The sequence below is a fragment of the Pseudomonas sp. B414 genome, assembly GCF_055408445.1.
On record NZ_JBUZTQ010000037.1, the window covers coordinates 1 to 23837 of the forward strand.

Below are 23837 nucleotides of genomic sequence, written 5' to 3' on the forward strand. Positions count from 1 at the left end.
AGAATACGATTGGAGCGCGGGCTGACCTGCGGATTGAGCGGTAAAGTGGTGATGGCCGTTGCTCAAGGGTTCGACAGGAGTGAATGCCCAGTTGCCACGTTCATCGACGAGTGTTTCACCGATTTTTTTGCCATTGGTGTAGATACCAAGGGTTACGCCCGGTTGGCCAGTACCCTTGAGGGTCGGGGTGTTGTCAGCAGACATGCTGTATTGCGGGGTGCCGTTATCGTCAAGTACCTCAGAGATCGTTGGTCTGATCGCTGGCGGCTTCACGAGCACATTCAAAGGGTCGGACATTTCACTCTTGATGCCTGTCGAGCTGACGGCAATCACCGAGAATGTGTTCTGGCCTACTGGCAGTGGCTGGAAAGGGGTGAATTTCCAGTTGCCGTAATTATCCACGGGCGCCATGCCGATGGGCATGCCGTTGAGATAGATTATCACTCTACCGCCAGGCCCCATACCGCTACCTTGCAGGGTAGGGGTCGTGTCGTTGGTCTGTGTGCCATCTGCAATAGGTTGTCCATAGTCATCGACGATCTGGATGACGCCCCCGGTGCCGCCAGCCCCTGGCTTACCCGGTGGAGTGGTGTCAATTGCCTGAATCAATACCGTATAAGAATACGATTGGAGCGCGGGCTGACCTGCGGATTGAGCGGTAAAGTGGTGATGGCCGTTGCTCAAGGGTTCGACAGGAGTGAATGCCCAGTTGCCACGCTCATCGACGAGTGTTTCACCGATTATTTTGCCATTGGTGTAGATCTCAAGGATTACGCCCGGTTGGCCAGTACCCTTGAGGGTCGGGGTGTTGTCAGCAGACATGCTGTATTGCGGGGTGCCGTTATCGTCAAGTACCTCAGAGATCGTTGGTCGGATCGTTGGCGGTGTCACGAGCACATTCAAAGGGTCGGACATTTCACTCTGGATGCCTGTCGAGCTAATGGCAATCACCGAGAATGTGTTCTGGCCTCCTGGCAGTGGCTGCCGAGGGGTGAATATCCAGTTGCCGTGCTCATCCACGCGCACCATGCCGTTGGGCGTGCCGTTGAGATAGATCACCACTCTACCGCCAGGCTCCATACCGCTACCTTGCAGGGTAGGGGTCGTGTCGCTGGTCTGTGCGCCATCTGCAATAGGTTGTCCATGGTCATCGACGATCTGGATGGCGCCCCCGGTGCCGCCAGCCCCTGGCTTAGCCGGTGCAGTGGTGTCAATTGCCTGAATCAATACCATATAAGAATACGATTGGAGCGCGGGCTGACCTGCGGGTTGAGCGGTAAAGTGGTGATGGCCGTTGCTCAAGGGTACGTCAGGAGTGAATGCCCAGTTGCCACGTTCATCGACGAGTGTTTCACCGATTTTTTTGCCATCGGCGTAGATCTCAAGGGTTACGCCCGGTTGGCCAGTACCCTTGAGGGTCGGGGTGTTGTCAGCAGATATGTTGTGTTGCGGGGTGCCGTTATCGTCAAGTACCTCAGAGATCGTTGGTCGGATCGCTGGCGGTGTCACGAGCACATTCAAAGGGTCGGACATTTCACTCTGGAGGCCTATCGAGCTGATGGCAATCACCGAGAATGTGTTCTGGCCTACTGGCAGTGGCTGCCGAGGGGTGAATATCCAGTTGCCGTGCTCATCCACGCGCACCATGCCGTTGGGCGTGCCGTTGAGATAGATCACCACTCTACCGCCAGGCTCCATACCGCTACCTTGCAGGGTAGGGGTCGTGTCGCTGGTCTGTGCGCCATCTGCAATAGGTTGTCCATGGTCATCGACGACCTGGATGACGCCCCAGGTGCTGCCAGCCCCTGGCTTACCTGGTGCAGCAGTGCCAGTCCTCTCAATATTCAACGAATAAGGTTCAGATTTTAGCCCTGGGTAGCCTTCGGCATTGACGTAGCTGGTGCTGAAGGCGTTAAAACCGTTTTGCAAGTCTTCAGTCGGGGTGAATGCCCAGTTGCCATTTTCATCGACGAGTGTCTCTCCGATCTTTATACCATTGACCACGATCTCAAGAGTCCTGCCGGGCTCTGCGGTGCCTTTGAGCGTGGGAGTCTTGTCAGTAGACGTACCGTTTTGTTGGGTTTGCTGATTGTTTTGATCGTCAAAAACCGCAGTGATCACCGGGGCTGGTGCTGTCTCAACGTAGATGATGAAGGGATCTGACTCTGTGCTGGTTACGCCCGTTGCGCTGACAGCAATGACCGTGAATATATGCTCGCCTTGAGACAGTGGTTGGTCAATGGTGAATGACCAATAGCCGTTTTTGTGGACAATGGCCTCACCGATGGGCTCGCCGTTAACCATGATGATGACTTTGGCGCCGGGGCCCACCAGCCCACCAGATAAGATGGGGGTTGTGATTCCTGTTGGAAAGCCATTCTGAATGAACGTGCCGGGGCCATTGCTCAGATAGGGTTCTCTTGGCTGAGAAGGCCTGTTGAGCAACTGCTCAGGATGAGACAGAAAACTCTGTTGGTTATTGCCATTCTCGTTTACGAATCGGTTATCCATTCACATCTCTCGCTTAAAGGTTTAGCGCTCACAGAGAACCTGTACTCAGGAGCCCGTGAGGCTCATGTGCGTTTCAGGTGTGGTGTTGCGCGGGGGAATTTGTCAGGTGGCGAGAGGAGTTGGTATGAGACTGGTCTCAAAAATGGCTGTGTGAACGGGAGTATCAGGAAAGCGGGGAGAGCCGCAGCACCACATCCAGCCCACCTTCGGGCCGGTTGCGCAGTTCCAGTGTGCCGCCGTGGGCCGCCGCAACTGTCTGCGCGATGCTCAGCCCCAGGCCATAGCCGCCGCTGCTGCTGTTGCGTGATGACTCTACCCGGTAAAACGGCTCCAGCACTTGGGTGAGCAGTTCGGGTGCAATTCCCGGGCCGCTGTCCCTGACGGTGATGGTCAGTGTGTCGGGCTGCTCGTCGACGATCACCTGTACATCCCGGGCATAGCGCACGGCATTTTCCAGCAGGTTTTGCATGCAGCGTTTCAGGCTGTGGGCATAGCCTGAAACGGGGCGGCTGGCATGACCGTTTAGGGTGATGTGCTCGCCGATATCCTCCAGGTCGGCCTGCAGGCTTTGCAGCAGTGCATTGATATCGATGTTTTGGCGTGGTTCGTTGATTTCACCGCTGCTGACAAACTCCAGGGTGGTGGACACCAGCCCCTCCATATCCGTCAGATCCTTGCGAAAGCGCTGTTTGAGTGGTTCGTCGTCGAGCATTTCGGTGCGCAGGCGCAGGCGGGTGATAGGTGAACGCAGGTCATGGGACACCGCCGCGAGAAACCGCGTGCGCTCGGCCAGACTGGCCAGCAGGCGCTGTTGCATCAGGTTGAAGGCCCGGGCGGCGCGCTGCACTTCCACCGGCCCTTTGACGGTCAGCGGTGAGCGACGGATATCCTGCCCCAGCGCCTGCGCGGCCTGGGCCAGCTGGTTAAGTGGGCGGATGGCAAGGCGCACCGCCAGCAACACGATAATCACCACCACAATGATGCGCAGCAGATAAATGCGCAAAAAGTAATCGAGCATGACATCGGCGGGGGCGAGGCTGGTCCAGCCTTGATCCTCCCGCGCCTGCACATGCAGCCAGCGGCCATCGGCCAGGCGCAGTTCAAGGGTGAATTGACCGGCGGCGGGGCTGGAGCCAAACAGGGTGTCGATCCCGGCTTTGTGCCCCTGATTGTCGAGCAGGGTCAGGTTGAGCAGGCGCAGGGGCGTTTTTGACGCGGATTTTTCATCGATCAGGCTGCGCAACAGCGATTCGGTGGCCTGATCCTGGGGCGTCAGCGAGGGTTGCACGGGGCTGGGGGCATTGCCCAGTTCAAGTTTGAAGTCCGCGGTGCTGAGGCTTTGCAGCAACAGTTCGGTGCGCTGCGGGTCAGTCCTGGCCACTCGCACGATATCGGCCAGGCGGCTGGCAATCAGGCGCGTAGGGATTTCCAGCACCTGGCTGTGGCGCACGTCATACCAGATGCTGCTGGTCAGTACCTGGGCGGCCAGCATGCCGGTCACCAGAATTACCACCAGCCGCCCGTAGAGCGTGCGCGGCAGCAGGGTCATGATTCGCTCGTCACGCAGGCGCAGGTCAGCATATAGCCCTCGTTGCGTACGGTTTTGATCAGGCCGGGCGCCAGTTGCTGGCGCAAGCGGCTGACGCATACATCGATGGAACGGTCGAAAGGCGTGCTGTCCTTGTCAAATACATGGTTAAGCAGGAAGTCGCGGCTGAGCGGGCGATTGGGGTGCTGCAACAGCAAGCGCAATACCCGGTAGTCGGAGTTGCCCAGGCTGATCACCAGCCCTGCGGCGGACAGCACCTGCCGGGCGCGGGTATCGAGGCGCCAGTCGTCGAACCGGACAAAGGGCGCTTCATCGACCCTGGCCCGCTCGGGAAAGCTCTGCGCGCGGCGCAACACCACCTTGATCCGCACCAGCAGCTCGCGGGGGTCAAAGGGCTTGGGCAGGTAATCGTCGGCGCCGATTTCCAGCCCGACAATGCGGTCGATCAGGCTGGCGCGGGCCGTGAGCATGATCACCGGGATATTCGAGGTACCGCGCAGGGTGCGGCACAGGCTCAGGCCGTCTTCGCCGGGGAGCATCAGGTCGAGCACGATCAGGTCGATCACGTTCAACTCCAGACGGCGGCGCATGTCCTTGCCGTCACAGGCGGTGGACGTCTGATAGCCCGCGTCGCGCAGGTACTCGGCCAGCAACTGGCGGATTTCGGGGTCGTCATCGACGATTAACACATGATCTTGCTTGGACATGGGGTTCGGGTACGCCTTGGGGCTCGCAGCAATAGCGGATTTCACGGGGTGGAGCCAAACGAAATGTAATGGAATGTTGTAGGCGCTGTTTTCGTGCAGTGCCAATACAAAGTCGGGCCATCCCCCGCAATGACGCTCTTTAGAATAGCGAATCTAAATGCGAGTCATTGTAATTAAGGAAGGCCCGATGCCATCGTCACCCGATGCGGCAGTAGTTCGCAATACCCCTTATGCATTGAATGGCACCCTTGCCCCGGTTTTCAGCGGGCTGGCCCTTGGGGTTTTCAGCACCGGCGCTCAGGCCGCACTGCCGTCAGCGGATGTGCTGACCCTGCCCGCGTCGAATGTGCAGGGCACCTATGACTCGCCGTTCAAGGTCGACGAGGTGTCTTCGCGCAAGGTCATGACCCCGCTGCTCGATGCACCACAGAGCATCACCATCGTGCCACAGCAGGTGCTCAAGGAGCAGAACGCGCAGAGCCTGCAGGATATTCTGCGCAATGTACCGGGGATTACCTTTATGTCCGGGGAGGGCAATCTGGGCTGGGGCGACCTGTTTTCCATCCGCGGTTTTTCTTCCGAGCAGAGCCTCACGGTGGATGGCGTGCGCGACGCGGGTATGTCCAGTCGCAATGACACCTTCAACTTGCAACAGGCCGAAGTGTTCAAAGGCACCGGTGCCATTGAATCGGGCATTTCGGCGGTGGGTGGCAGCGTCAACCTGGTGAGTAAAGAAGCCCATCTGGGGGATGCCAACCGGGTATCGGCCGGGGTCGGCACCGATGGCTATCGACGCCTGACCGCTGATCTGAACAAGGAGCTGAACGACACCAGTGCCCTGCGTATCAACCTGATGAAGCACGACAGCCAGGTAGCCGACCGCGACGAAGTTGATTACGACCGCTGGGGCATTGCCACCTCTCTGGGGCTGGGGCTGTCGACACCGACCCGGGCCTTTGTCGATTTTTTCTACCAGAAGGATGACAACACCCCGGACGGCGGCCTGCCGATTTTGCGCGGCACCGATGGCAAGCGCATGCCGGGGGTCAAGCGCAGTAACTGGTACGGCGATTCCAGCCTGTATACCCAGCAGACCGAAACCACCTCGCTGACCGGGCGCCTGGAGCATGACTTCGACAATGGCGCACTGCTGACCAACCAGCTGCGCTGGCAGCGCACAGACAACTTCTCGGTGCTGTCGCCAGCGCGTTTCACTGCGGCGGCTGCCGACGGCTCGAAAACCTGCTCCGGCACGCGCTGCGCCACCCTCGGTTATGTTGGCGTGGGCCCGGTGTCGACGGTCAACGGGGTCAAGGTGTACACCGATTACACCAACAACGGCAGCACCGCCAACGGCATTCTGCGCGGCTCTGATTTCGGCCTGTCCAAGCGCTACACCATTCTCGACAACCAGACCGATCTCAGCTGGCAGTTCGACACGGGCAGTATCGGCCACAAGGCCGTGGCCGGGCTGGATGTCTACCATGAAACCTACGGTGGCCTGGAGCGCAACGCCAAGGTCCCGGCGCCGAACATGACCTTCGACATGGGCGACCCGCAGCACGATTTTGATGCGGTCTACACCACCAAGGGCGTCGGCGAACCGCGTTCGAGCATCGACAATGCCGGGCTGTTTTTCGGTGACACCCTGACCCTCAATCAGTGGTGGCAGGTGATGGGCTCGCTGCGTTACGACCACTGGAGTGCCGAAACCACCCAGCGCGGCTTCGACGATGTCAAAGACACTTCGGGGGCCTGGAGCGGGCGCGCCGGGGTGGTGTTCAAGCCGCAACCCAACGGCACTATCTACGCCTCTTACAGCGAGTCGACCCAGCCCTCGGCCCTTGGTGCCTCGACCAATAACCAGATCTACGGCGCCGCCAGTACCAGCAGCTACACCCCGGCCAAGTCCAAAACCTACGAGCTGGGCACCAAGTGGGACTTGCTGGACAAGGGTGTCAGTGTGACCGCCGCAGTGTTTCGCACTGAACTGGTCAACTCCTGGGAATACGCCGAAGGCGAAATTTCACCGGTGCGCGCGCTGCCTGCCAAGCGGGTCGACGGCGTAGAGCTGGGCCTGCAGGGCAACCTGACGGATCGCTGGACCGCCTACAGCGGGTTCTCGGCCCTTAAAAGCGAACAGACCAAGGGTATCAACAAGGGCGAGGAGGCGAAGAACGTTCCCGACCTGACTGCCAACCTGTGGACCACCTATGCCTTTACCGATGATCTGAGCCTGAGCTATGGCGCCAACTATGTCGGGCGCAGGCGCTATACCGACAACCAATATGTCGGTGGCCTGAACAACAACAGCAGCTATGCCGACGGCCCTTCCGGGGTGCTGGCGATCTATACCGAAGACAAAGAGAAAGCTCCGGGCTACTGGGTCCACTACCTGGCCGCGCAGTACCGGGTCAACCCGCAGACCACGGTCAATCTCAATGTCGACAACCTGTTCAACACCTTTTACTTCAGCCGTATCGGCGCCTCACTGGATGGCTTCCAGCTGTATGGCGTTCCGGGGGCCGGTCGCACCCTGACGGCGAGTATCGATTATGACTTTTAAGTTTCGCCGGCACGGGAGCGCGCCATGCTGATCGAAATCGCCGATGTGTTCAGCCCGCAGGAAGTGGCCGATATGCGCCGCGTGCTGCTTGAACAACCCTGGGTCGACGGCAAGCAGACAGCGGGGCAACGCTCGGCACTGGAGAAGTGCAATCGTCAGCTAAGTGAGGACAGCGAGGTGGCCATTCAGTTGGGCCAGCGCATTCTTGCGCGGCTGTCCGATAACGCCCTGTTTATGTCCGCTGCGTTGCCCAAGCGCATCTACCCGCCATTGTTCAACCGCTACAGCGGTGGCGAGGCGTTCGGCTTTCATATCGACAATGCCATTCGCGGTATCAAGGGTGTCCGTGAACGGGTGCGCACAGACCTGTCCGCCACCCTGTTTCTGGCCGAACCTGACCGCTATGACGGCGGAGAACTGGTGATCCGCGACACCTTCGGCGAGCGCAGTGTCAAGTTGCCCGCCGGGCATCTGCTGTTGTACCCGGGCACCAGCGTACACAAGGTTAACCCGGTGACGCGCGGCGAGCGGGTGGCGGCATTTTTCTGGATAGAGAGCCTGGTGCGCGAAGACAGCCAGCGCAGCCTGTTGCTGGACATGGACGTTGCCATTCAACGTCTCACCGCCCAACAGGCCGATGACGAATCGCTGCTGCAGTTGAGCGGCGTTTACCACAACCTCTTGCGGCGCTGGAGCGACGTATGAGCCTTTCACCTAGCGGGAGATTTGCCGTGTCCAACTTGTTTTTACGTCAGTCCTTTGCGCGCTTGAGCGCCATTGTTGTGCTTATGCTGCTGGCCGTTTCGACGGCCTGGGCCAAGGATGTGACCGATGCCCTGGGGCGAGTGGTCAAGGTGCCGGACCATGTGCAGCGTGTGGTGCTGGGGGAAGGGCGGTTGATCTCGGCCTTCGCGCTACTCGACCGCGACCAGCCGTTCAAACGCATCGTTGGCTGGCAGAACGATTTGCGCAAACTCGACCCCAATACCTACGCCGCCTATGTGGCCAAGTTTCCCGAGGTCAAGGACATCCCCCTGATCGGTCAGGCGTCGGAACAGAGCGTCAGCGCCGAGCAGATCCTGGCGCTTAAGCCGGATCTGGCGGTGTTCAGCATTTCCGGGCATGGCCCGACCGAGCACAGCCCGGTGGCCGATGTGCTGGAGCAGGCCGGGATTGCGGTGTTGTTTGTCGATTTTCGGGTCAACCCGCTGCAAGGCACCCGCGACAGCATGACTGCGCTGGGGCAGGCCCTGGGGCGTGAAAAGCAAGCGAGCGCCTTTTTGGATTTCTACAACCAGCATGTCGAGCGTATTACCCAAACGCTGGGCGTGATCGATGAGCAAAAACGCCCCAGCGTGTTTCTCGAACTGCTGGCCGGGGTCTGGGCCAATCCCGGGCACACCACCGGCAAGGGTGGCATGGGCGAGCTGATTCGCCTGGTCGGTGGGCGCAATATCGCCGAGGGCGTGGTGCCTGGTGCGCTGGGGGATATCAGCGTGGAATACGCGCTCAAGGCCGATCCCGATGTGTACATCCTCACCGGCAATCAAAAACCCGGTGTGATGCTGGGCGCTGGTATCGACAGCGCAACCGCGCAGGCTTCGCTCAAGCAGGTGCTGGCCCGGCCGCAGTTCGCCGAATTGCGGGCGATCCGCGAGGGCAATGTGCATGCCCTGTGGCATGACTTTTACAACTCGCCGTACAACATTCTGGCCATCGAGGCCCTGGCCAAGTGGGTTCACCCGCAAACCTTCGCCGACCTCGATCCGCACCTGACCCTGGAGCAAATCAACCGGCAGTTCCTCGACACGCCATTGGCGGGCCAGTACTGGATCAGTGAGCAGAAATGACTTCGTTCGCAAACCCTGCGGTGCTTGCCGCCAGCCAAGGTTATCGACGCCTGCTGGCGAGGCGCTTTGGCCTGCTGCTGGTGATGGGCTGCGCACTGGTCGGGGCGGTGCTGCTGGACCTGTCCACCGGCTCATCGGGAATGGGCCTGGGCAATTTGCTGCACGGCTTGCTGCACCCGCAAAGCCTGGACGTGACCGATCGCGTGATCATCTGGAATGTGCGCTTGCCCTATGCCCTGATGGCCGTGCTGGTGGGCGCGGCCCTGTCGCTGGCGGGGGCGGAAATGCAGGCCATCCTCAATAACCCGCTGGCCAGTCCGTTTACCCTCGGGGTGTCTTCGGCGGCCGCGCTGGGGGCTTCGCTGGTGATTGTGTTTCCGGTGAGCAGCGCCTTGTTGAGCCGGGATTCGCTGGTGGCGTTGTCGGCCTTTGTGTTTGCCTGCGCTTCGATGTTCCTGCTGCACGGTATGTCGCGATTAAGAGGCGCAGGGGTCGAGACGCTGGTGCTGTTCGGCATCGCCCTGGTGTTCAGCTGCAATGCGCTGGTGGCCCTGTTGCAGTTGCTGGCCACCGAAGACGTGCTGCAACAGCTGGTGTTCTGGAGCCTGGGCAGTGTGGCTCGGGCCAACTGGGACAAGCTGGGCATCCTTGCTTTCGTGATAGCTCTGAGCGCGCCGTTCTCACTGCACGCATCCTCACGCATGACCCTGCTGCGCATGGGTGAGGAGCGGGCGCAGAGCTTTGGCGTGGATGTGCGCCGGTTACGGTTTTTCTCGTTGCTGCGTATCAGCCTGTTGTCCGCCACGGCCGTAGCTTTTGTCGGCACCATTGGTTTTATCGGCCTGGTGGGGCCGCATATTGCACGGATCCTGATCGGTGAAGACCAGCGTTTCCTGTTCCCGGCCAGTGCGCTGGTAGGGGCGTTGTTATTGTCGCTGTCTTCGGTGGTCAGCAAGATCATCATGCCGGGGGTGATCGTGCCGGTGGGTATCGTCACTGCTCTGGTGGGTGTGCCGATTTTTGTGGCGCTGGTGTTCAAGCGGGGCAGGCAATTATGAGCAGTGAAGGGTTGTTGATCCGTCACGCGCAAGTGAAATACGGGCGCCGGGTGGTGATTGCCGATGCCTCGCTGCCAGAGCTGCGCCCCGGCACGTTGACGGCCCTGATCGGTCCCAATGGCGCTGGCAAGTCGACCCTGTTGCGTGGTCTGGCCGGGCTTGAGCCAATGGCCGGCTCCATCAGCCTGCAAGGCCAGCCACTGGCGCCCATGTCGGTGGCGCAGCGTGCGCGGCTGATCACCTATATGCCCCAGCATCTGCCGCCGGGGCTGGGCTTGAGCGTGACCGAAAGCATCATGGCGGCCTTGCGTGTGGGCGGTGGCGCTGGCGATTATCTGGAGCAGGCCTATGGCGCCTTGCAGCGTATCGGTATCGAGCAACTGGCCGACAATATGCTCAATGCATTGTCCGGCGGCCAACGGCAACTGGTCAGCCTGGCACAATTGATCGCCCGCCAGCCCAAGGTCATGCTGCTGGATGAACCCACCAGCGCGCTGGACTTGAGCTACCAGTTGCGGGTGATGGAATGTGTGCGGGAGATGGTGCGTGAGCACCGGTTGATTGCCGTGATCGTGATGCACGACATCAGTTTGGCGGCGCGCTATGCCGATCATATCGCGGTACTGCGCCAAGGCGCGGTGATGGATTTCGGCAGTGCAGAACAGGTGCTGACGCCGCAACTGTTTGCCCGGGTGTACGGGGTCAAAGCCCGGGTCGAGCGGTGTTCGCAGCAGACCCTTCAGGTGTTGGTGGATAGCCCGGTATAAATGCTTACGTGTCATCTCGCAGTGTTGTTTACAGGTAAGACCACTTGTGGTCCGTGTGACCCATTTGTGGGAGCGAGCCTGCTCGCGAAGCTCTTGGCCTGACAGACCGAGTCGCCTGCATCGCGAGCAAGCCCGCTCCCACAGAAACGACTGGCGTGTCACTGGCTGACAAATGTATCCCTATAGGCATACAACCCCGGTGTGCCCCCGGTCATCACAAACAGCACACTATCGCCCGCGTGATAGCGGCCCTGGCGCAAGTCAGCCAGTAGCCCGGCAAAGGCCTTTCCCGAATACACCGGGTCGACCAGCAAACCTTCGCAACTTGCCATTAGCCGTACGGCTTCAAGCATGGCCGGGGTTGGCAAGCCATAACCGTCGCCCAACTGGCTGCCATCGATATTGATTGCGTCGGTGCGCAGGGCTGCTGAGCTGCCCAGCAGGGCCAGGGCCTGGCGGGTCAGTTGCAGGGTTCTGGCCGCACAAGTGTCACGGTCCGCCAGGACCGACCAGGACTTCACCGTCGCCGCGCTGCGGCCCAGCAGCTCAAAACCGGCAGCAAGCCCGGCATGGGTACCGGCACTGCCATTGGGAACTATGACCTCAGTAAACTGTACGTCCAGTTCTGCTTCCTGACGCAGGATTTCCGCCGCGCACCGGGCGTAACCCAGGCTGCCCACCGGCGTCGAGCCACCGGTAGGAATCACCAGCGGTTTACGCCCTGCAGCGCGCAATTGAGCGGCCCTGATTTCGGCCTGGGCCAGCGAATCTTCACCTTGGCCCAGCACGTGCACCCGGGCGCCAAACAGGTGGTCGAGGAGCATATTGCCGTTGAGTTCGTAGTCGGCGTCGCTCTTGGCCACGGCACGACTGAGGATCAATTCACAGCCCAGGCCCAGGCGGGCGCACACGGCGGCCGTCAGGCGCGCGTGATTGGACTGGATACCGCCCACCGTGATGAGTGTATCGACACCGTCCTGCAAGGCCGCGCCGAGGTGAAACTCCAGTTTACGCAGTTTATTGCCGCCACCACCGATCAACATATGGTCATCGCGTTTGATAAATAACTTCACCTCCTGCTTGTGCAGGCCAAGATGTTGCTCAAGGCGGCTGGCCCGTTGCACAGGGGTGCTGCCCGGCAACAGGTCGGCCCGGGGGAAAGCACTCAGCGCCTTGTCCAGTACGGTTTGCATATAGTCAGGTCTCGTCGCTCAATTTAGTGGGGCGTCACTGTATGGATAAAAACCCCCACAATAAATGCAGTAAAAGTTAGTTCTTGTATAACCTGAAGTTTGTAATTGCAGGTCCAACTTTTATATATAAAAAGTCTATTTAATTTCTTCTGGTTAGCGGCCTAAACTAATAAAAAAGCGAGGGAGTGCCAATGAACCGTTCTGATTCAATTTGCAGTGCCGCGTCACCTGCTAACGATTGCCAGGCCGATAGCCAGCAGTTGCAGGAATGGCGCGAAGCACTGGAGTCACTGGTGGCCAATAATGGGCCGCAGATGGCCAGAACCATGCTCGACATGCTGGCAGAGCTGGGCCGTGATCCGGCAATTGGTTGGCAACCGCAGCACAACACGCCCTACATCAACAGTATCGGTGTGGAGCAACAACCGCGTTTTCCAGGCGACCTCGCCACTGAAGAACGGCTGGCTTCGATCATGCGCTGGAATGCGCTGGCTATGGTGGTGCGGGCCAATCAGGCTTATGGCGAACTGGGTGGCCATATCGCCAGCTACGCCAGTGCGGCGGATCTGTTCGAGGTGGGTTTCAATCACTTCTTCCGTGCCCGCAGTGACAGCTTCGACGGCGACCTGGTGTTCTACCAGCCGCACTCGGCGCCTGGGATCTACGCCCGGGCCTTTCTTGAGGGGCGTTTGAGCGAAGTCGATCTTGAACATTACCGTCAGGAAATAACCGCAGGCAAGGCCGGCGCCCAGGGCTTGTCCAGCTACCCCCATCCGTGGCTGATGCCGGATTTCTGGCAGTTCCCTACCGGCTCCATGGGCATTGGCCCGATCAGCTCGATTTTCCATGCCCGCTTTATGCGTTATCTGCAACATCGCGGCTTGCAGGACACCACGGACCGTCATGTCTGGGGCGTGTTCGGCGACGGTGAAATGGACGAACCGGAAAGCATGTCGGCACTGACGCTGGCCGCCCGCGAGGGCCTCGACAACCTGACCTGGGTGGTCAACTGCAACCTGCAACGCCTGGACGGGCCGGTGCGCGGCAACGGCCGGATCATTGATGAACTCGAAGCCTTGTTCGGCGGCGCCGGGTGGAACGTGATCAAGCTGGTCTGGGGCTCTGACTGGGATGTACTGCTGGCCAGGGACAAGGACGGCTCGCTGGTGCGAACGCTGTCGCAAACGGTCGATGGGCAGTTCCAGACCTTTGCCGCCAAAGATGGTAGCTATAACCGCGAGCATTTCTTCGGCCAGGACGAAACCCTGGCTGCGCTGGTTCGCGACCTCAGTGACGAGCAGATCGACCGTCTCAAGCGCGGTGGTCATGACATGGTCAAGATCTATGCGGCCTATCGCGCCGCCTGCCTGCACGAAGGCAAGCCTACGGTGATTTTGGCGCAAACCAAAAAAGGCTTCGGCATGGGGGAGTCCGGGCAGGGCAAGATGACCACCCACCAGCAAAAGAAACTCGACCCCGCAGCGCTGATCGCCTTTCGCAACCGCTTCCAGTTGCCGTTGTCGGATGAGCAGGTTGCTGCGTTGAGTTTCTACAAACCGGCCGATGACAGCGCCGAGATGCGCTATCTGCGTGAGCGTCGCCAGGAACTGGGCGGCAGCCTGCCGGTGCGCAACCGTGATGCATCGGTGGTGCCGGTTCCCGCCATCGACGGCTACGGTGGGTTTGCAACGCAGGCCAATGGCAAGGAAATGTCCACCACCATGGCCTTTGTACGCATGCTCAGCAATCTGCTCAAAGACAAACAGCTGGGGCCGCGCATTGTCCCCATCGTCGCCGACGAGGCACGCACCTTCGGCATGGCCAATCTGTTTCGCCAAATCGGCATCTATTCCAGTGTCGGCCAGCGCTATGAGCCGGAAGATATTGGCTCGATCCTCAGTTACCGCGAAGCCACCGACGGGCAAATACTCGAAGAAGGTATCAGCGAGGCCAGCGCCGTCAGCTCCTGGGTGGCGGCGGCAACCAGCTACTCGGTCCACGGCCTGCGCATGTTGCCGTTTTATATCTACTACTCGATGTTCGGTTTCCAGCGTATCGGTGATCTGATCTGGGCCGCCGCCGACCAGCGCGCCCGGGGTTTCCTGCTGGGGGCGACGGCCGGGCGCACCACCCTGGGCGGCGAAGGTTTGCAGCATCAGGACGGTTCCAGCCATCTGATTGCCGCCACTATCCCCAACTGCCGTGCCTACGATCCTGCATTTGCCGGTGAGTTTGCGGTGATCCTCGATCATGGCATGCGCCAGATGCTGGAGCAGGATGCCGATGAGTTCTACTACGTCACCCTGATGAACGAGAACTATGCCCAGCCCACACTGCCAGAGGGCGTCGAGCAGTCGATCATCCGCGGCATGTACCGCTTTGCCGGGCATGTCGTGCAGGCAGCGCAAGGGCGCGTGCGCCTGGCCGGTTCGGGGACGATCTTGCGCGAAGCCCTGGCCGCCGCCGAATTGTTGGCCAGTGACTGGCAGATTGAAAGTGAGGTATGGAGCGTCACCAGCTTCAGCGAGTTGGCTCGGCATGCCCGTGAGGTGGAGCGCTGGAATCGCCTGCATCCGGGGCAAGTGCCAAGGCTGAGCCACTTGGGCGAGTGCCTGCCCAAGGGCGCGCCGGTGATTGCCGTGACCGACTACGTGCGAGGGCTGCCCGAGCTGATCGGCTCCTATATCGAGTCGCGCTACACGGTACTGGGTACCGACGGTTTTGGCCGCAGCGATACCCGGGCTGCGCTGCGCAGCTTTTTCGAAGTGGACCGTCATCACATCGTGCTGGCAGCCTTGTCGGCACTGGCGGATGAGGGGCGGATTGAGCGCGCTCTGTGTGCTCAGGCCATCGAGCGATATGCATTGCAGGTTGATGGCAACAGCCCATGGACGTGCTGAACTGCACAACGTTCAGGGTATGATCTGACTGCCCGGGTTTGAGCCCGGGCAGTCGCGTTCAAGGTTTATTCAAGCGGGGCCACAAGGCATTTTTTATGAGCAAGCTCAGGCAGATGGAAGTTTTTGTCGCCGTGGTCGAGGCCGGCAGTTTTGCCGACGCTGCCGTGCTGGTGGGCATGTCGGCGGTCATGGTGGGGCGCCATGTGCAGAGCCTTGAAACAGCGCTCAATAGCAAATTGATCCAACGCACTACCCGACGCCAATCGGTGACGGGCGAGGGGCGGCTTTTTTATGAAGAATCGAAAAAGGCCCTGGAGCAGGTCAAGTACGCCTATAGCCGGGTGGAAGCCTCTGCCGGCAAGCCGGGCGGGCTGCTGCGCATGACCGCGCCCATGACATTGGGGGTGGCGCTGGTGGGGCCGCTGGTGAGCGAATTTATGCAGCTTTACCCGGATATACAGGTGGAACTGATCCTGTCCAACGAGGTGGTGGACCTGCACGAAAGCTCCTTTGATCTGGGTTTCAGGATATCGGAGCTGATCGAGGTCAACCTTGAATCAAGGCCGCTACCGCCTTATCGCATGGTGATTTGCGCGTCGCCTGCGTACCTGCAAATGTGCGGTGAGCCGCAGGCACCGGAAGAGCTTTGCAAACACCGGATTTTAACCCACACCTCCTGGAACAACCGCTTTGCCTGGCCCTTGCAGCACGGCACTAAAACCATGCCCTGGCCTGAGGGGGCGGTACTCAAAAGCAATGACGGTCAGGTGCTGTTGCAGGCGGCTATCGCTGGCAACGGGATTTTGATGCAACCGGATTTTCTGGTGGCTACAGCCCTGGCCGAAGGCGAATTGGTGACGATCATGGATGCCTATGCACCGGCACCCAAGCCGGTACAAATCGTCTATCCGCGATCCAAAAAAGCGCTGCCCAAGCTTACTGCTTTTGTCTCTTTTATGGTTGAGAGGCTGGAGCCGCAGTCGACGAAGAACTGCCAGAGCACTCGACCAGCCGCAGCGGGATCGTAGAGCATGTGGGAGCGGGTTTGCCCGCGATGGTATCAGCGCAGTTTGCCTGACAAACTGTGTGGCTTGCATCGCGAGCAAGCCCGCTCCCACCAAAACACGTCTTAGTCCGGCAAGGCATAAGCAATGATGTAGTCACCCACATCAGGTGAATGGCTCATGCCCCCTGCAGAGATCACCACATACTGCTTGCCCGTGGCCGGCGACTTGTAGATCAGCGGGGCCGCAACGGCACCCACCGGCAAACGCGCCTTCCAAACTTCTTCCCCTGTCCTGGAGTCCAGTGCACGCAGGTAGTAATCCTGGGTACCGGCAAAGAACACCAGCCCCGACGCGGTTGCGGTCGGGCCACCCAGGGTCGGCATGCCAAGCGGGATCGGCATATGGGTCTTGATCCCCAGTGGCCCGGTGTCCTGGACGCTGCCCAGGGGGACCTGCCACACCAGTTTCTGGGTATTGAGGTCAATCGCGCTCATGCTGCCGAACGGCGGGGTATTGCACGGCACACCCAATGGCGACTGGAGAATGTCGATTTTTACGCCGCCATAAATACCGGCCACTTGCGGGCGAATGGTGCCCATAAAGCCGGGCACTTCATCGGTCGAGACCTTGAACTTTTTGGTGTTTTCCTTGGTGACCAGGGCCATGCGTAATGGCATGCGCATATCATTGACGAACATCATGCCGGTGTTTTCGTCGATGGAAATCCCGCCCCAGTTCATCCCGCCCAGCAGGCCTGGCCATTCGATATAGGGTTTTTCGCTCGGAGGCGTAAATGGTCCCAGGTAGACCGAATCCTTGAACATGATGCGGCAGTACAGCTGGTCGAATGTGCTGACACCCCACATGGATTTCTCGGTCAGCGGCTCGGCGCCAATGACCGGCATACCGGTGGAGAAAGGTTGCGTCGGCGACAGGTGCTCGCCTGCAGCTGCAGGTGAAGTAGGCACGGCGCGTTCTTCAACGGCAGTTACCGGCTGGCCTGTACGGCGATCGAGGACAAAAATCTGCCCGGTCTTGGTGGTCTGGATCAATACCGGGGTTTTCACGCCCTGTGCATTTTTGATGTCATACAGCACCGGCTGCGAGGGCAGGTCATAATCCCAGACATCGTGGTGTACGGTCTGGTATACCCATTTGGCCTTGCCGGTCGAGGCATCCACGGCCACCACGGCCGAGCCGTACTTTTCCTTGGCCTGGTTGCGATCACCACCCCAGTAGTCGGGCGGGCCATTGCCGGTTGGCAGGTAGACCAGGTTCAACTCTTTATCGTATGTCGGAATGGTCCACACATTGGGGGTTTCCAGAGCGAACTGGTGATCCGCGCCTGTGGCATCCTGGCCCTCGGGTGCGCCAACGTCCCATGCCCACACCAGTGAACCGGTCAGTACATCGAATGCGCGCACGGCGCCGGAAGGTTCGCCCGCCACGATATCCCGTACCCAGCCACCCACTACAGTGAGATGGCCCATGACCACCGGCAGGGAAGTGGGGTGGTAGCGTTTGCTGTGTTCGGTCGGGCCCATGCCTTTTTTAAGGTCAACGTAACCGTTGTCGCCAAAACCCGGGCACAGGGTGCCGGTATGGGCATCCAGGGCAAACAGGCGGGCATCGACAGACGACACCAGAATCCGCTGTCGGCATTGTTGTTGATCGTTGTAAGACGCTTTAACTGCAGCGCTCAGGCTATCGTCTTTGTCAATGTCGTAATAACCCACGCCACGGCAAGTAACATGCTCTTCACTTTTGGCCTGAGGGTCGAACTTCCAGAGTGGTTTGCCACTATCACCGTCAAGTGCGGTAATCAGGTTTTCCGGGGTGCAGGAGTACAGAACGTTGCCGATCTGCAACGGCGTGTTTTCGTCGACGCCAGTGCCCGCGCCGGTAGTTCTGCGGCCAGTGCGGTAGATCCAGGCAACTTGCAGGGCATTGACGTTTTGCGGGGTGATCTGGGTGTAGGGAGCAAAACGGGTGCCGGATGCATTACGGCCAAAAAACTCCCAGTCTTGCGGCGCCTCGGCGGGTTGTAAAGCCTGCGGTGTATTCGTGGCAGCCACCGGATTGGAGATGGCACCGTGCGGGTAAAACGCGGCAATAAAGGTCGCGATCAACGCCAGCAGCACGGCAAAGCCTGAACGGTTGGCAGCGCGCCGTGTGCTCAAGGGTAGGCCAGGGAACGTGGCGCCTACCCACAAGCTCAGGGTCAGGATAATGGCCGGTACCACCAGGCGTGGCAGCAGTTGCCAATAGCTGAACTGGCCCACTTCATAAAAGGCCCAAACGCAAGTTGCCAGGAAAATAACAGCCGAAAGGCTAACCCCCACGCGCTTGCGCAGTAAAAACACAACGGCCAGCAGTAAATACGCCAGGCCGGCGATCAGGTAGTAGCTTGATCCATCCAGAGCCACAAGTTTGAAGCCGCCATAAATCAGTGCCAGCGCTACGACAAATACAAGCAAGGAAAAAAGCACCCGCGCAATATTGCCCATTCGGGGGTGTTGGTTATCCGTCATACTTTTTATTGCTCCGTTAGTTGATACAAAAGTGGCCGTTTAAAAAACAAGAGCATTTTATTCCGATGTTTTTTTGGATAAATCCGCAGTGCGGAGAAACAATATTGGTTAATCAGTAACAATACTTGGCTGTGATGTTGTCGGCTTAAACGTTTCAGCTGTGGTGATTACAGGGCAAGTAGCACGAGGCCTCTGGCAACATGAAAACTGGGTCAGCCGCGCAATTGCCCGCTGAAAAAAAGCTCGGCTGCACGTACTCTGCACATCTTTGCCTTGAGCGCGGAGGGTTCATGTCTTCAGATGCCGATGGTTTGCCCGGTCACCAACGCTTGCCTGCGGTTATCGCGATCTCCCTGGGGATCGGTATGGCGACGCTGGATACCGCCATCGTCAACACGGCGCTGCCGACCCTCGCCGAGGGCATTGGCACTGACTCAGCTTCGGTAATCTGGGTGGTCAATGCTTACCAGTTGGCAACCATCGCCGCGGTGCTGCCGTTTGCATCGCTCAGTGACGTGCTGGGCCATCGGCGGGTGTTTCTCGGCGGCCTGCTGGTGTTTATCGTGGCTTCGTTGTTCTGCGGGCTGGCCTGGTCGCTGCCCACCCTGACGGCGGCGCGGGTGCTGCAGGGGCTGGGTGCGGCGGCGATCATGAGCGTGAATATCGCCCTGTTGCGGCATATCTACCCGGCGAAAATTCTGGGTCGGGGGCTGGGTTATAACTCGCTGGTGGTGGGGCTGGCCTTTACCCTCGGGCCTACTGCGGCCTCGGCGATCCTGTCGCTGACCACCTGGCATTGGCTGTACCTGATCAATGTGCCCCTGGGGCTGCTGGCGGTTGTACTGGGGCTGCGCTCGCTGCCCCAGATCCCACGCAGCGGGCATGCTTTCGACCGGTTGGCAGCGATCTTGTGCGCGGGGCTGTTCGCCTTGCTGGTACTGGGGCTGGGTTCGGCGGTACATGGGGCTGAAGGCGATTTGAGCCTGGGCCTGATCGCTGTGGCACTGGTGTGCGGAGTGTGGCTGATGCGGCGCCAGGCCGGTCATCCGGCGCCGATGCTGGCGATTGATCTGTTCAAGCGGCCGCTGTTTGCCTTGTCTTCACTCACGGCGATTTGCGCATTCAGCGCCCAGGGGCTGGCGTTTGTCTCGTTGCCATTCTTGTTGCAGACAGCATTGGGCCACAGCCAGGTGGCAACCGGGTTTCTGATGACGCCCTGGCCGGCGGTAGTGGCGGTCATGGCGCTGATTGCCGGGCGCCTGGCAGACCGGGTGTCGTTGGCGCTGCTGTGCGGTATCGGCCTGTTGATGCTGGGCGCGGGCATGGCCTCCCTGGCGTTGTTGAGCGAAGGGGCATCGGCTTTTGATATCGGTTGGCGCATGGCTTTGTGCGGCGCCGGTTTTGGCTTTTTCCAGTCGCCCAATCTCAAGGCGATCATGACCAGTGCGCCAATCGCCCGCAGTGGTGGGGCCAGCGGCATAGTGGCCACCTCGCGGCTGATGGGGCAGACGCTGGGAGCGTCACTGGTGGCGCTGTGTTTTCACTTGTCAGCGGTCAGCGGCCCGCACTATGCACTGTGGCTGGGCTGCGCCTTTGCCCTGGCAGGTGCGTTGGCCAGCGGTTTGCGCCTGATGCAGCAGCCCGGGCAGGTTTGAGTTTACTTGGCGGGGCACATGGTTGGGTCAATAAAAGGGACCGTGAGAAAATGGCCGCTTCCATGTTGGTAAGTAACCAGGCCATTCCGGTTTACACATCGAAGGTTGGAACTCTCCATAATGTAGTCAGGTATCTTAAAGACGGGCCTGAAGCTTGAACAGTTCCGTATCAGTACGGACTCCAAGTTTTCTGAGTGCGGACTGTTTTTGACCACTGATTGTTTTAGGGCTACGTACGAATTTTGCGGCAATTTGAGAGACCGACATCCCCTCCAGGCAACAGCGCAACACTTCGATTTCCTTGGGCGAAAGTTCAGGGTGGTTCGCGAGTGTTAAATCGCTATCAATGTTTGATCCTGCAAGTGGCAAATGCGCTGCCGGAAGCTTTTCCAACTCGAATGCCATCGCAGGGGCCAGATAAAATCGGTCCAAAGCGGCCATTCGAATAGCGCGCAGCAGCTCTTCGGTTTCCTGGGATTTTCCGACGAAACCATTGGCGCCCGCACGAAGGCTTATATTGACGGTGGCGGCCTTTTCTGATGATGAGAAAATCACGATTTTCACCGCTGGATAGTGCCTGCGCACTGACTGGATCAGACGTAAACCATCAATTTCCCCCTCGCTCAACTGGTAGTCAAGAACCACCAGGTCAACTGCTGTCTCAGACAGGCCGTCAAGCAACCCCCGGCTCGTTGAATACACGGCTTGTACTTTGAAATCTGCTTCCAGATCCAGACGAATTTTCAGCGAATCTCTGATGAGCGGATGATCATCCAGAAGGACAATACGTAACGGCGATATAACTGACCATCTCATGTCTGAAAGACTCTTGGTTGTTGTTAAAGCATTTTTTGGGATTTTTCCTACGTTGTCGTCGTCGCCCCCCTATATGTGAAAACCCTTTTGTGCTGTCTTCTTTACATCCTTCAGCAGTCTTTCCATTAGGTGTTGGTGCCCTGTTTAAATTTGTAATGGAATAACTTTGGGGCTTCTGCTTTGTGAAGCGTCACGGCGGGGAGTATATCGGTTCGAATTGATATATTTTTTAGTTTAAGAATTTTCTTACATCTGATTCGTACTATATGGCAGCTTCAATTTAAGACAAATCTTGTTTAGCCGGGCTGCATCATTTGTAAAAATCTTCTCATTGGGAGTGAAAGGTTTCATCCGTTCTGACGGAATAAAAAGCATTTGCAAAAAAACTATTTATGACGCTCGCCGTAGACGAGTTAAGCTCAGGACTCATTGATGCCAACTAAAAGTATGCCCTCTTATTCTCAGGGGGACGCACAGGAACAGCCTGCCTCTCAAACAAGTATTCCGGACACTTTATTGCAAAGCGTTGCATGGCTCTGTGATCACTACGGCGTAGGCCGCTCGATACAAGCATTGACAGCAGGTCTGCCAAAAGAAGGGCTGCTTTCCCCTTCATTGGCACTTGCAAGCCTTGCCAGCGCCGGTTTGTCCGCAGGATTGGTAGAGCGCATTGCGCTCGCATTGCCCAAGCAATTGGTACCCATGATCCTGCTGCGCAAGGAGCAGGGTGGCTGCATTCTCCTGGGGCGACGTCTGGACCCGGAAGATGAAAAAAAGCGTGCTTGTCTGTACCAGGTAATATTGCCGGAGGTCAGCAACGAACCGGTAGAGGTCACGCAGTCGTTTATTGACGAGTCCTATTCCGGCTTTGCCATTCTCGCCAAGCCCAGGGCGAAAGTGGACATGCGCGCGGGCGAAGAAGTTGCGAAGCCGGCGGGCCACTGGTTATTGAGCACCCTGTGGCGCTATCGCAGTTACTACCGCAGTGCAGCTATCGGCGCCGTATTGATCAACGTGCTGGCGCTGGCGAGTATCTTTTTCACCATGAACGTGTACGACCGGGTTGTGCCCAACCAGGCGTTTATAACCCTCTGGTCGTTGGCCATTGGCGTGGTGATTGCTATGGTTTTCGAAGCCGTTGCCCGTTACGTCAGGGCGCACTTGCTGGACATGGCTGGCAAGAAGGCCGATCTGGTGTTGGGAGCCCTCTTATTCCGCCAGGCGCTGTCGATTCAGATGGAACACAAGCCTGCGTCTTCAGGGTCCTTTGCCAATCAGTTACGCGAGTTCGAATCAGTTCGCGATTTCGCCACCTCGGCAACGTTGGCAACCATTTCCGATTTGCCCTTTGTGCTGATGTTTGTTGGTGTGATCTTCGCCATAGGTGGTCCTTTAGGCTGGGTGCCGTTGTTATTGATACCGCTGATCCTCATCATCAGCATTGCTATTCAATGGCCGCTGGCCCGGGTCATGAAAGAAAACCTGCGCGAGTCCTCTCTCAAGCAAGGCGTACTGATTGAGTCTGTTGAAGGCCTGGAAACCCTGAAGGCGGTGGGTGGTGAGGCCTACATGCAGCGCCGTTGGAATAATTTCAGTGCCTTGGCCGCGGCCACATCGATGAAGTCCCGGCAGTTGTCGAGTCTGGCCACCGGAGCGGTGACGTTTTTGCAGCAGGTTCAGTCGGTTGCATTGGTCGTGATCGGGGTCTATCTGATCAGTGCTGGCGATATGACCATGGGGGCATTGATTGCGACCGTGATGTTGTCAGCTCGTGCCACTGCGCCGCTGAGTCAGGTTGTTGGCCTGGCCGTACGATTCCAGCAGGCCAAGGCAGCCATGACGTCACTCAATAGCTTGATGGCGATGCCGGTTGATCGTGACTGCACTCGTGAGTACCTCGCCAAACCAACCCTCAGTGGGCAGATCACGCTCAAGAGCGTAGATTTTTCTTACCCTGCGCCGCCCATGCAACCTAATCCTGCGGTGTTGAAAGGTATCAACCTGACGATCAAACCGGGAGAACGAGTCGCTATTCTCGGGCGAATTGGCAGCGGCAAGTCGACCCTCTTGCGGGTAATGGCGCGGCTGTATTCGCCCGTCGGTGGCCAAATGTTCACCGACGGGCTGGACGTCAACCAGATTGATCCCGCCGACTGGCGCAAGGCTGTCGGCTACGTCGGTCAGGATGCACGCCTGTTCTACGGCACTTTGCGCGAGAACGTCATGATCGGCCGGCCTGAAGCCACAGCGCGGGAGTTTTTGCGCGTGTTGCAACTCAGTGGTCTGGACCATATTGCGGCGCGGCATCCCGCAGGTATCAACCTGCCCATTGGTGAAATGGGCGAAGGATTGTCGGGTGGCCAGCGTCAGTTGGTTTCTCTGGCGCGCAGCTTGCTGGCCAGGCCAAAACTGCTGTTGCTGGACGAACCGACCAGCGCCATGGACACCCAGACTGAAGCTGTATTTCTACAGCACCTGCAGCGGGCAACTGAAGGGCAAACGCTGGTAGTGGTTACCCACCGCTCCTCATTACTGAGCCTGGTTGAGCGCATTCTGGTGGTGGACGATGGCAAGGTAGTCGCCGATGGTCCCAAGGCCGCCATCCTTGCGGCGATGAGCAGCAATGCGACTTCTACAGTCAAACCTGCTCATGCCCAGGACGTACAGTCGCCTGATACGGCTCCACTTGCAGTGGAGAAAGTTTGATGCTCAGGAAATTATTCAGGC

Annotated in this window: 15 protein-coding genes; 9 read left to right on the top strand and 6 right to left on the bottom strand. The window is 58.8% G+C overall.

Features of this window, described 5'->3' with window-relative positions; translation table 11 throughout:
* The 3 genes from ACZRMH_RS21865 to ACZRMH_RS21875 all read right to left on the bottom strand — a co-directional run.
* Positions 1 to 2511: Ig-like domain-containing protein (locus tag ACZRMH_RS21865; protein WP_464015250.1), on the bottom strand; the 2511-nt coding region annotated here is incomplete at its 3' end.
* A gap of 163 nt (positions 2512 to 2674) precedes the next feature.
* Complete coding sequence (locus tag ACZRMH_RS21870; protein WP_464015251.1) at positions 2675 to 4060, bottom strand: ATP-binding protein; 1386 nt, start codon at positions 4058 to 4060, stop codon at positions 2675 to 2677.
* Positions 4057 to 4767, bottom strand: a complete 711-nt coding sequence (locus tag ACZRMH_RS21875) for a response regulator (RefSeq protein ID WP_464015252.1) — start codon at positions 4765 to 4767, stop codon at positions 4057 to 4059. The genes ACZRMH_RS21870 and ACZRMH_RS21875 overlap by 4 nt, the downstream gene beginning before the upstream one ends.
* Before the next feature lie 187 nt (positions 4768 to 4954).
* Here ACZRMH_RS21875 and ACZRMH_RS21880 point away from each other — a divergent pair, with 187 nt between their 5' ends.
* The 5 genes from ACZRMH_RS21880 to ACZRMH_RS21900 all read left to right on the top strand — a co-directional run bounded on the left by ACZRMH_RS21880 (position 4955) and on the right by ACZRMH_RS21900 (position 11008).
* On the top strand, positions 4955 to 7333 hold the full coding sequence (locus ACZRMH_RS21880) for a TonB-dependent receptor (protein ID WP_464015253.1): 2379 nt from the start codon (positions 4955 to 4957) through the stop codon (positions 7331 to 7333).
* A 24-nt stretch (positions 7334 to 7357) separates the two neighbouring features.
* Positions 7358 to 8038 (top strand): Fe2+-dependent dioxygenase, encoded by a 681-nt coding sequence (locus ACZRMH_RS21885; protein ID WP_464015254.1) that lies wholly within the window; start codon positions 7358 to 7360, stop codon positions 8036 to 8038.
* An 83-nt stretch (positions 8039 to 8121) separates the two neighbouring features.
* Complete coding sequence (locus ACZRMH_RS21890; protein WP_464015282.1) at positions 8122 to 9183, top strand: ABC transporter substrate-binding protein; 1062 nt, start codon at positions 8122 to 8124, stop codon at positions 9181 to 9183.
* Positions 9180 to 10241: a FecCD family ABC transporter permease gene (locus tag ACZRMH_RS21895; protein WP_464015255.1), complete on the top strand. Its 1062-nt coding sequence runs from the start codon at positions 9180 to 9182 to the stop codon at positions 10239 to 10241. Before ACZRMH_RS21890 ends, ACZRMH_RS21895 begins: the two co-directional genes overlap by 4 nt.
* A complete protein-coding gene (locus ACZRMH_RS21900) occupies positions 10238 to 11008 on the top strand; it encodes an ABC transporter ATP-binding protein (protein WP_464015256.1) in 771 nt (256 codons plus the stop codon). Before ACZRMH_RS21895 ends, ACZRMH_RS21900 begins: the two co-directional genes overlap by 4 nt.
* A 158-nt stretch (positions 11009 to 11166) precedes the next feature.
* Here the strand turns inward: ACZRMH_RS21900 and ACZRMH_RS21905 are convergent, their stop codons facing one another.
* A complete protein-coding gene (locus ACZRMH_RS21905) occupies positions 11167 to 12201 on the bottom strand; it encodes a D-cysteine desulfhydrase family protein (protein WP_464015257.1) in 1035 nt (344 codons plus the stop codon).
* A gap of 191 nt (positions 12202 to 12392) precedes the next feature.
* On the opposite strand from ACZRMH_RS21905, the gene mdeB reads away from it, so the two are divergent.
* The gene (mdeB, locus tag ACZRMH_RS21910; RefSeq protein ID WP_464015258.1) at positions 12393 to 15101 is read left to right on the top strand and encodes an alpha-ketoglutarate dehydrogenase; all 2709 of its coding nucleotides are present in this window, start codon (positions 12393 to 12395) and stop codon (positions 15099 to 15101) included.
* A 95-nt stretch (positions 15102 to 15196) separates the two neighbouring features.
* Complete coding sequence (locus tag ACZRMH_RS21915) at positions 15197 to 16129, top strand: LysR family transcriptional regulator (protein WP_464015259.1); 933 nt, start codon at positions 15197 to 15199, stop codon at positions 16127 to 16129.
* A 101-nt stretch (positions 16130 to 16230) separates the two neighbouring features.
* On the opposite strand, the gene ACZRMH_RS21920 is transcribed toward ACZRMH_RS21915, so the two are convergent.
* Positions 16231 to 18615, bottom strand: a complete 2385-nt coding sequence (locus ACZRMH_RS21920; RefSeq protein ID WP_464015283.1) for a membrane-bound PQQ-dependent dehydrogenase, glucose/quinate/shikimate family — start codon at positions 18613 to 18615, stop codon at positions 16231 to 16233.
* A gap of 314 nt (positions 18616 to 18929) precedes the next feature.
* On the opposite strand from ACZRMH_RS21920, the gene ACZRMH_RS21925 reads away from it, so the two are divergent.
* The gene (locus ACZRMH_RS21925; protein WP_464015260.1) at positions 18930 to 20294 is read left to right on the top strand and encodes an MFS transporter; all 1365 of its coding nucleotides are present in this window, start codon (positions 18930 to 18932) and stop codon (positions 20292 to 20294) included.
* Between the two features lie 135 nt (positions 20295 to 20429).
* Here ACZRMH_RS21925 and ACZRMH_RS21930 read toward each other — a convergent pair whose 3' ends face one another.
* Positions 20430 to 21110: a response regulator transcription factor gene (locus tag ACZRMH_RS21930; RefSeq protein WP_464015261.1), complete on the bottom strand. Its 681-nt coding sequence runs from the start codon at positions 21108 to 21110 to the stop codon at positions 20430 to 20432.
* 447 nt (positions 21111 to 21557) lie between these two features.
* Here ACZRMH_RS21930 and ACZRMH_RS21935 point away from each other — a divergent pair, with 447 nt between their 5' ends.
* On the top strand, positions 21558 to 23816 hold the full coding sequence (locus ACZRMH_RS21935; protein ID WP_464015284.1) for a type I secretion system permease/ATPase: 2259 nt from the start codon (positions 21558 to 21560) through the stop codon (positions 23814 to 23816).
* The last annotated feature ends 21 nt before the right edge of the window (positions 23817 to 23837 follow it).

Bases quoted from the DNA above. Each gene is read 5' to 3' on its own strand.
- ACZRMH_RS21885 (WP_464015254.1), top strand. From the start codon at position 7,358: ATGCTGATCGAAATCGCCGATGTGTTCAGCCCGCAGGAAGTGGCCGAT.
- ACZRMH_RS21875 (WP_464015252.1), bottom strand. From the start codon at position 4,767: ATGTCCAAGCAAGATCATGTGTTAATCGTCGATGACGACCCCGAAATC.
- ACZRMH_RS21935 (WP_464015284.1), top strand. From the start codon at position 21,558: ATGCCCTCTTATTCTCAGGGGGACGCACAGGAACAGCCTGCCTCTCAA.
- ACZRMH_RS21925 (WP_464015260.1), top strand. From the start codon at position 18,930: ATGTCTTCAGATGCCGATGGTTTGCCCGGTCACCAACGCTTGCCTGCG.
- ACZRMH_RS21900 (WP_464015256.1), top strand. From the start codon at position 10,238: ATGAGCAGTGAAGGGTTGTTGATCCGTCACGCGCAAGTGAAATACGGG.
- ACZRMH_RS21905 (WP_464015257.1), bottom strand. From the start codon at position 12,201: ATGCAAACCGTACTGGACAAGGCGCTGAGTGCTTTCCCCCGGGCCGAC.
- ACZRMH_RS21930 (WP_464015261.1), bottom strand. From the start codon at position 21,110: ATGAGATGGTCAGTTATATCGCCGTTACGTATTGTCCTTCTGGATGAT.
- ACZRMH_RS21915 (WP_464015259.1), top strand. From the start codon at position 15,197: ATGAGCAAGCTCAGGCAGATGGAAGTTTTTGTCGCCGTGGTCGAGGCC.
- ACZRMH_RS21870 (WP_464015251.1), bottom strand. From the start codon at position 4,060: ATGACCCTGCTGCCGCGCACGCTCTACGGGCGGCTGGTGGTAATTCTG.
- ACZRMH_RS21880 (WP_464015253.1), top strand. From the start codon at position 4,955: ATGCCATCGTCACCCGATGCGGCAGTAGTTCGCAATACCCCTTATGCA.
- ACZRMH_RS21890 (WP_464015282.1), top strand. From the start codon at position 8,122: ATGCTGCTGGCCGTTTCGACGGCCTGGGCCAAGGATGTGACCGATGCC.
- mdeB (WP_464015258.1), top strand. From the start codon at position 12,393: ATGAACCGTTCTGATTCAATTTGCAGTGCCGCGTCACCTGCTAACGAT.
- ACZRMH_RS21920 (WP_464015283.1), bottom strand. From the start codon at position 18,615: ATGGGCAATATTGCGCGGGTGCTTTTTTCCTTGCTTGTATTTGTCGTA.
- ACZRMH_RS21895 (WP_464015255.1), top strand. From the start codon at position 9,180: ATGACTTCGTTCGCAAACCCTGCGGTGCTTGCCGCCAGCCAAGGTTAT.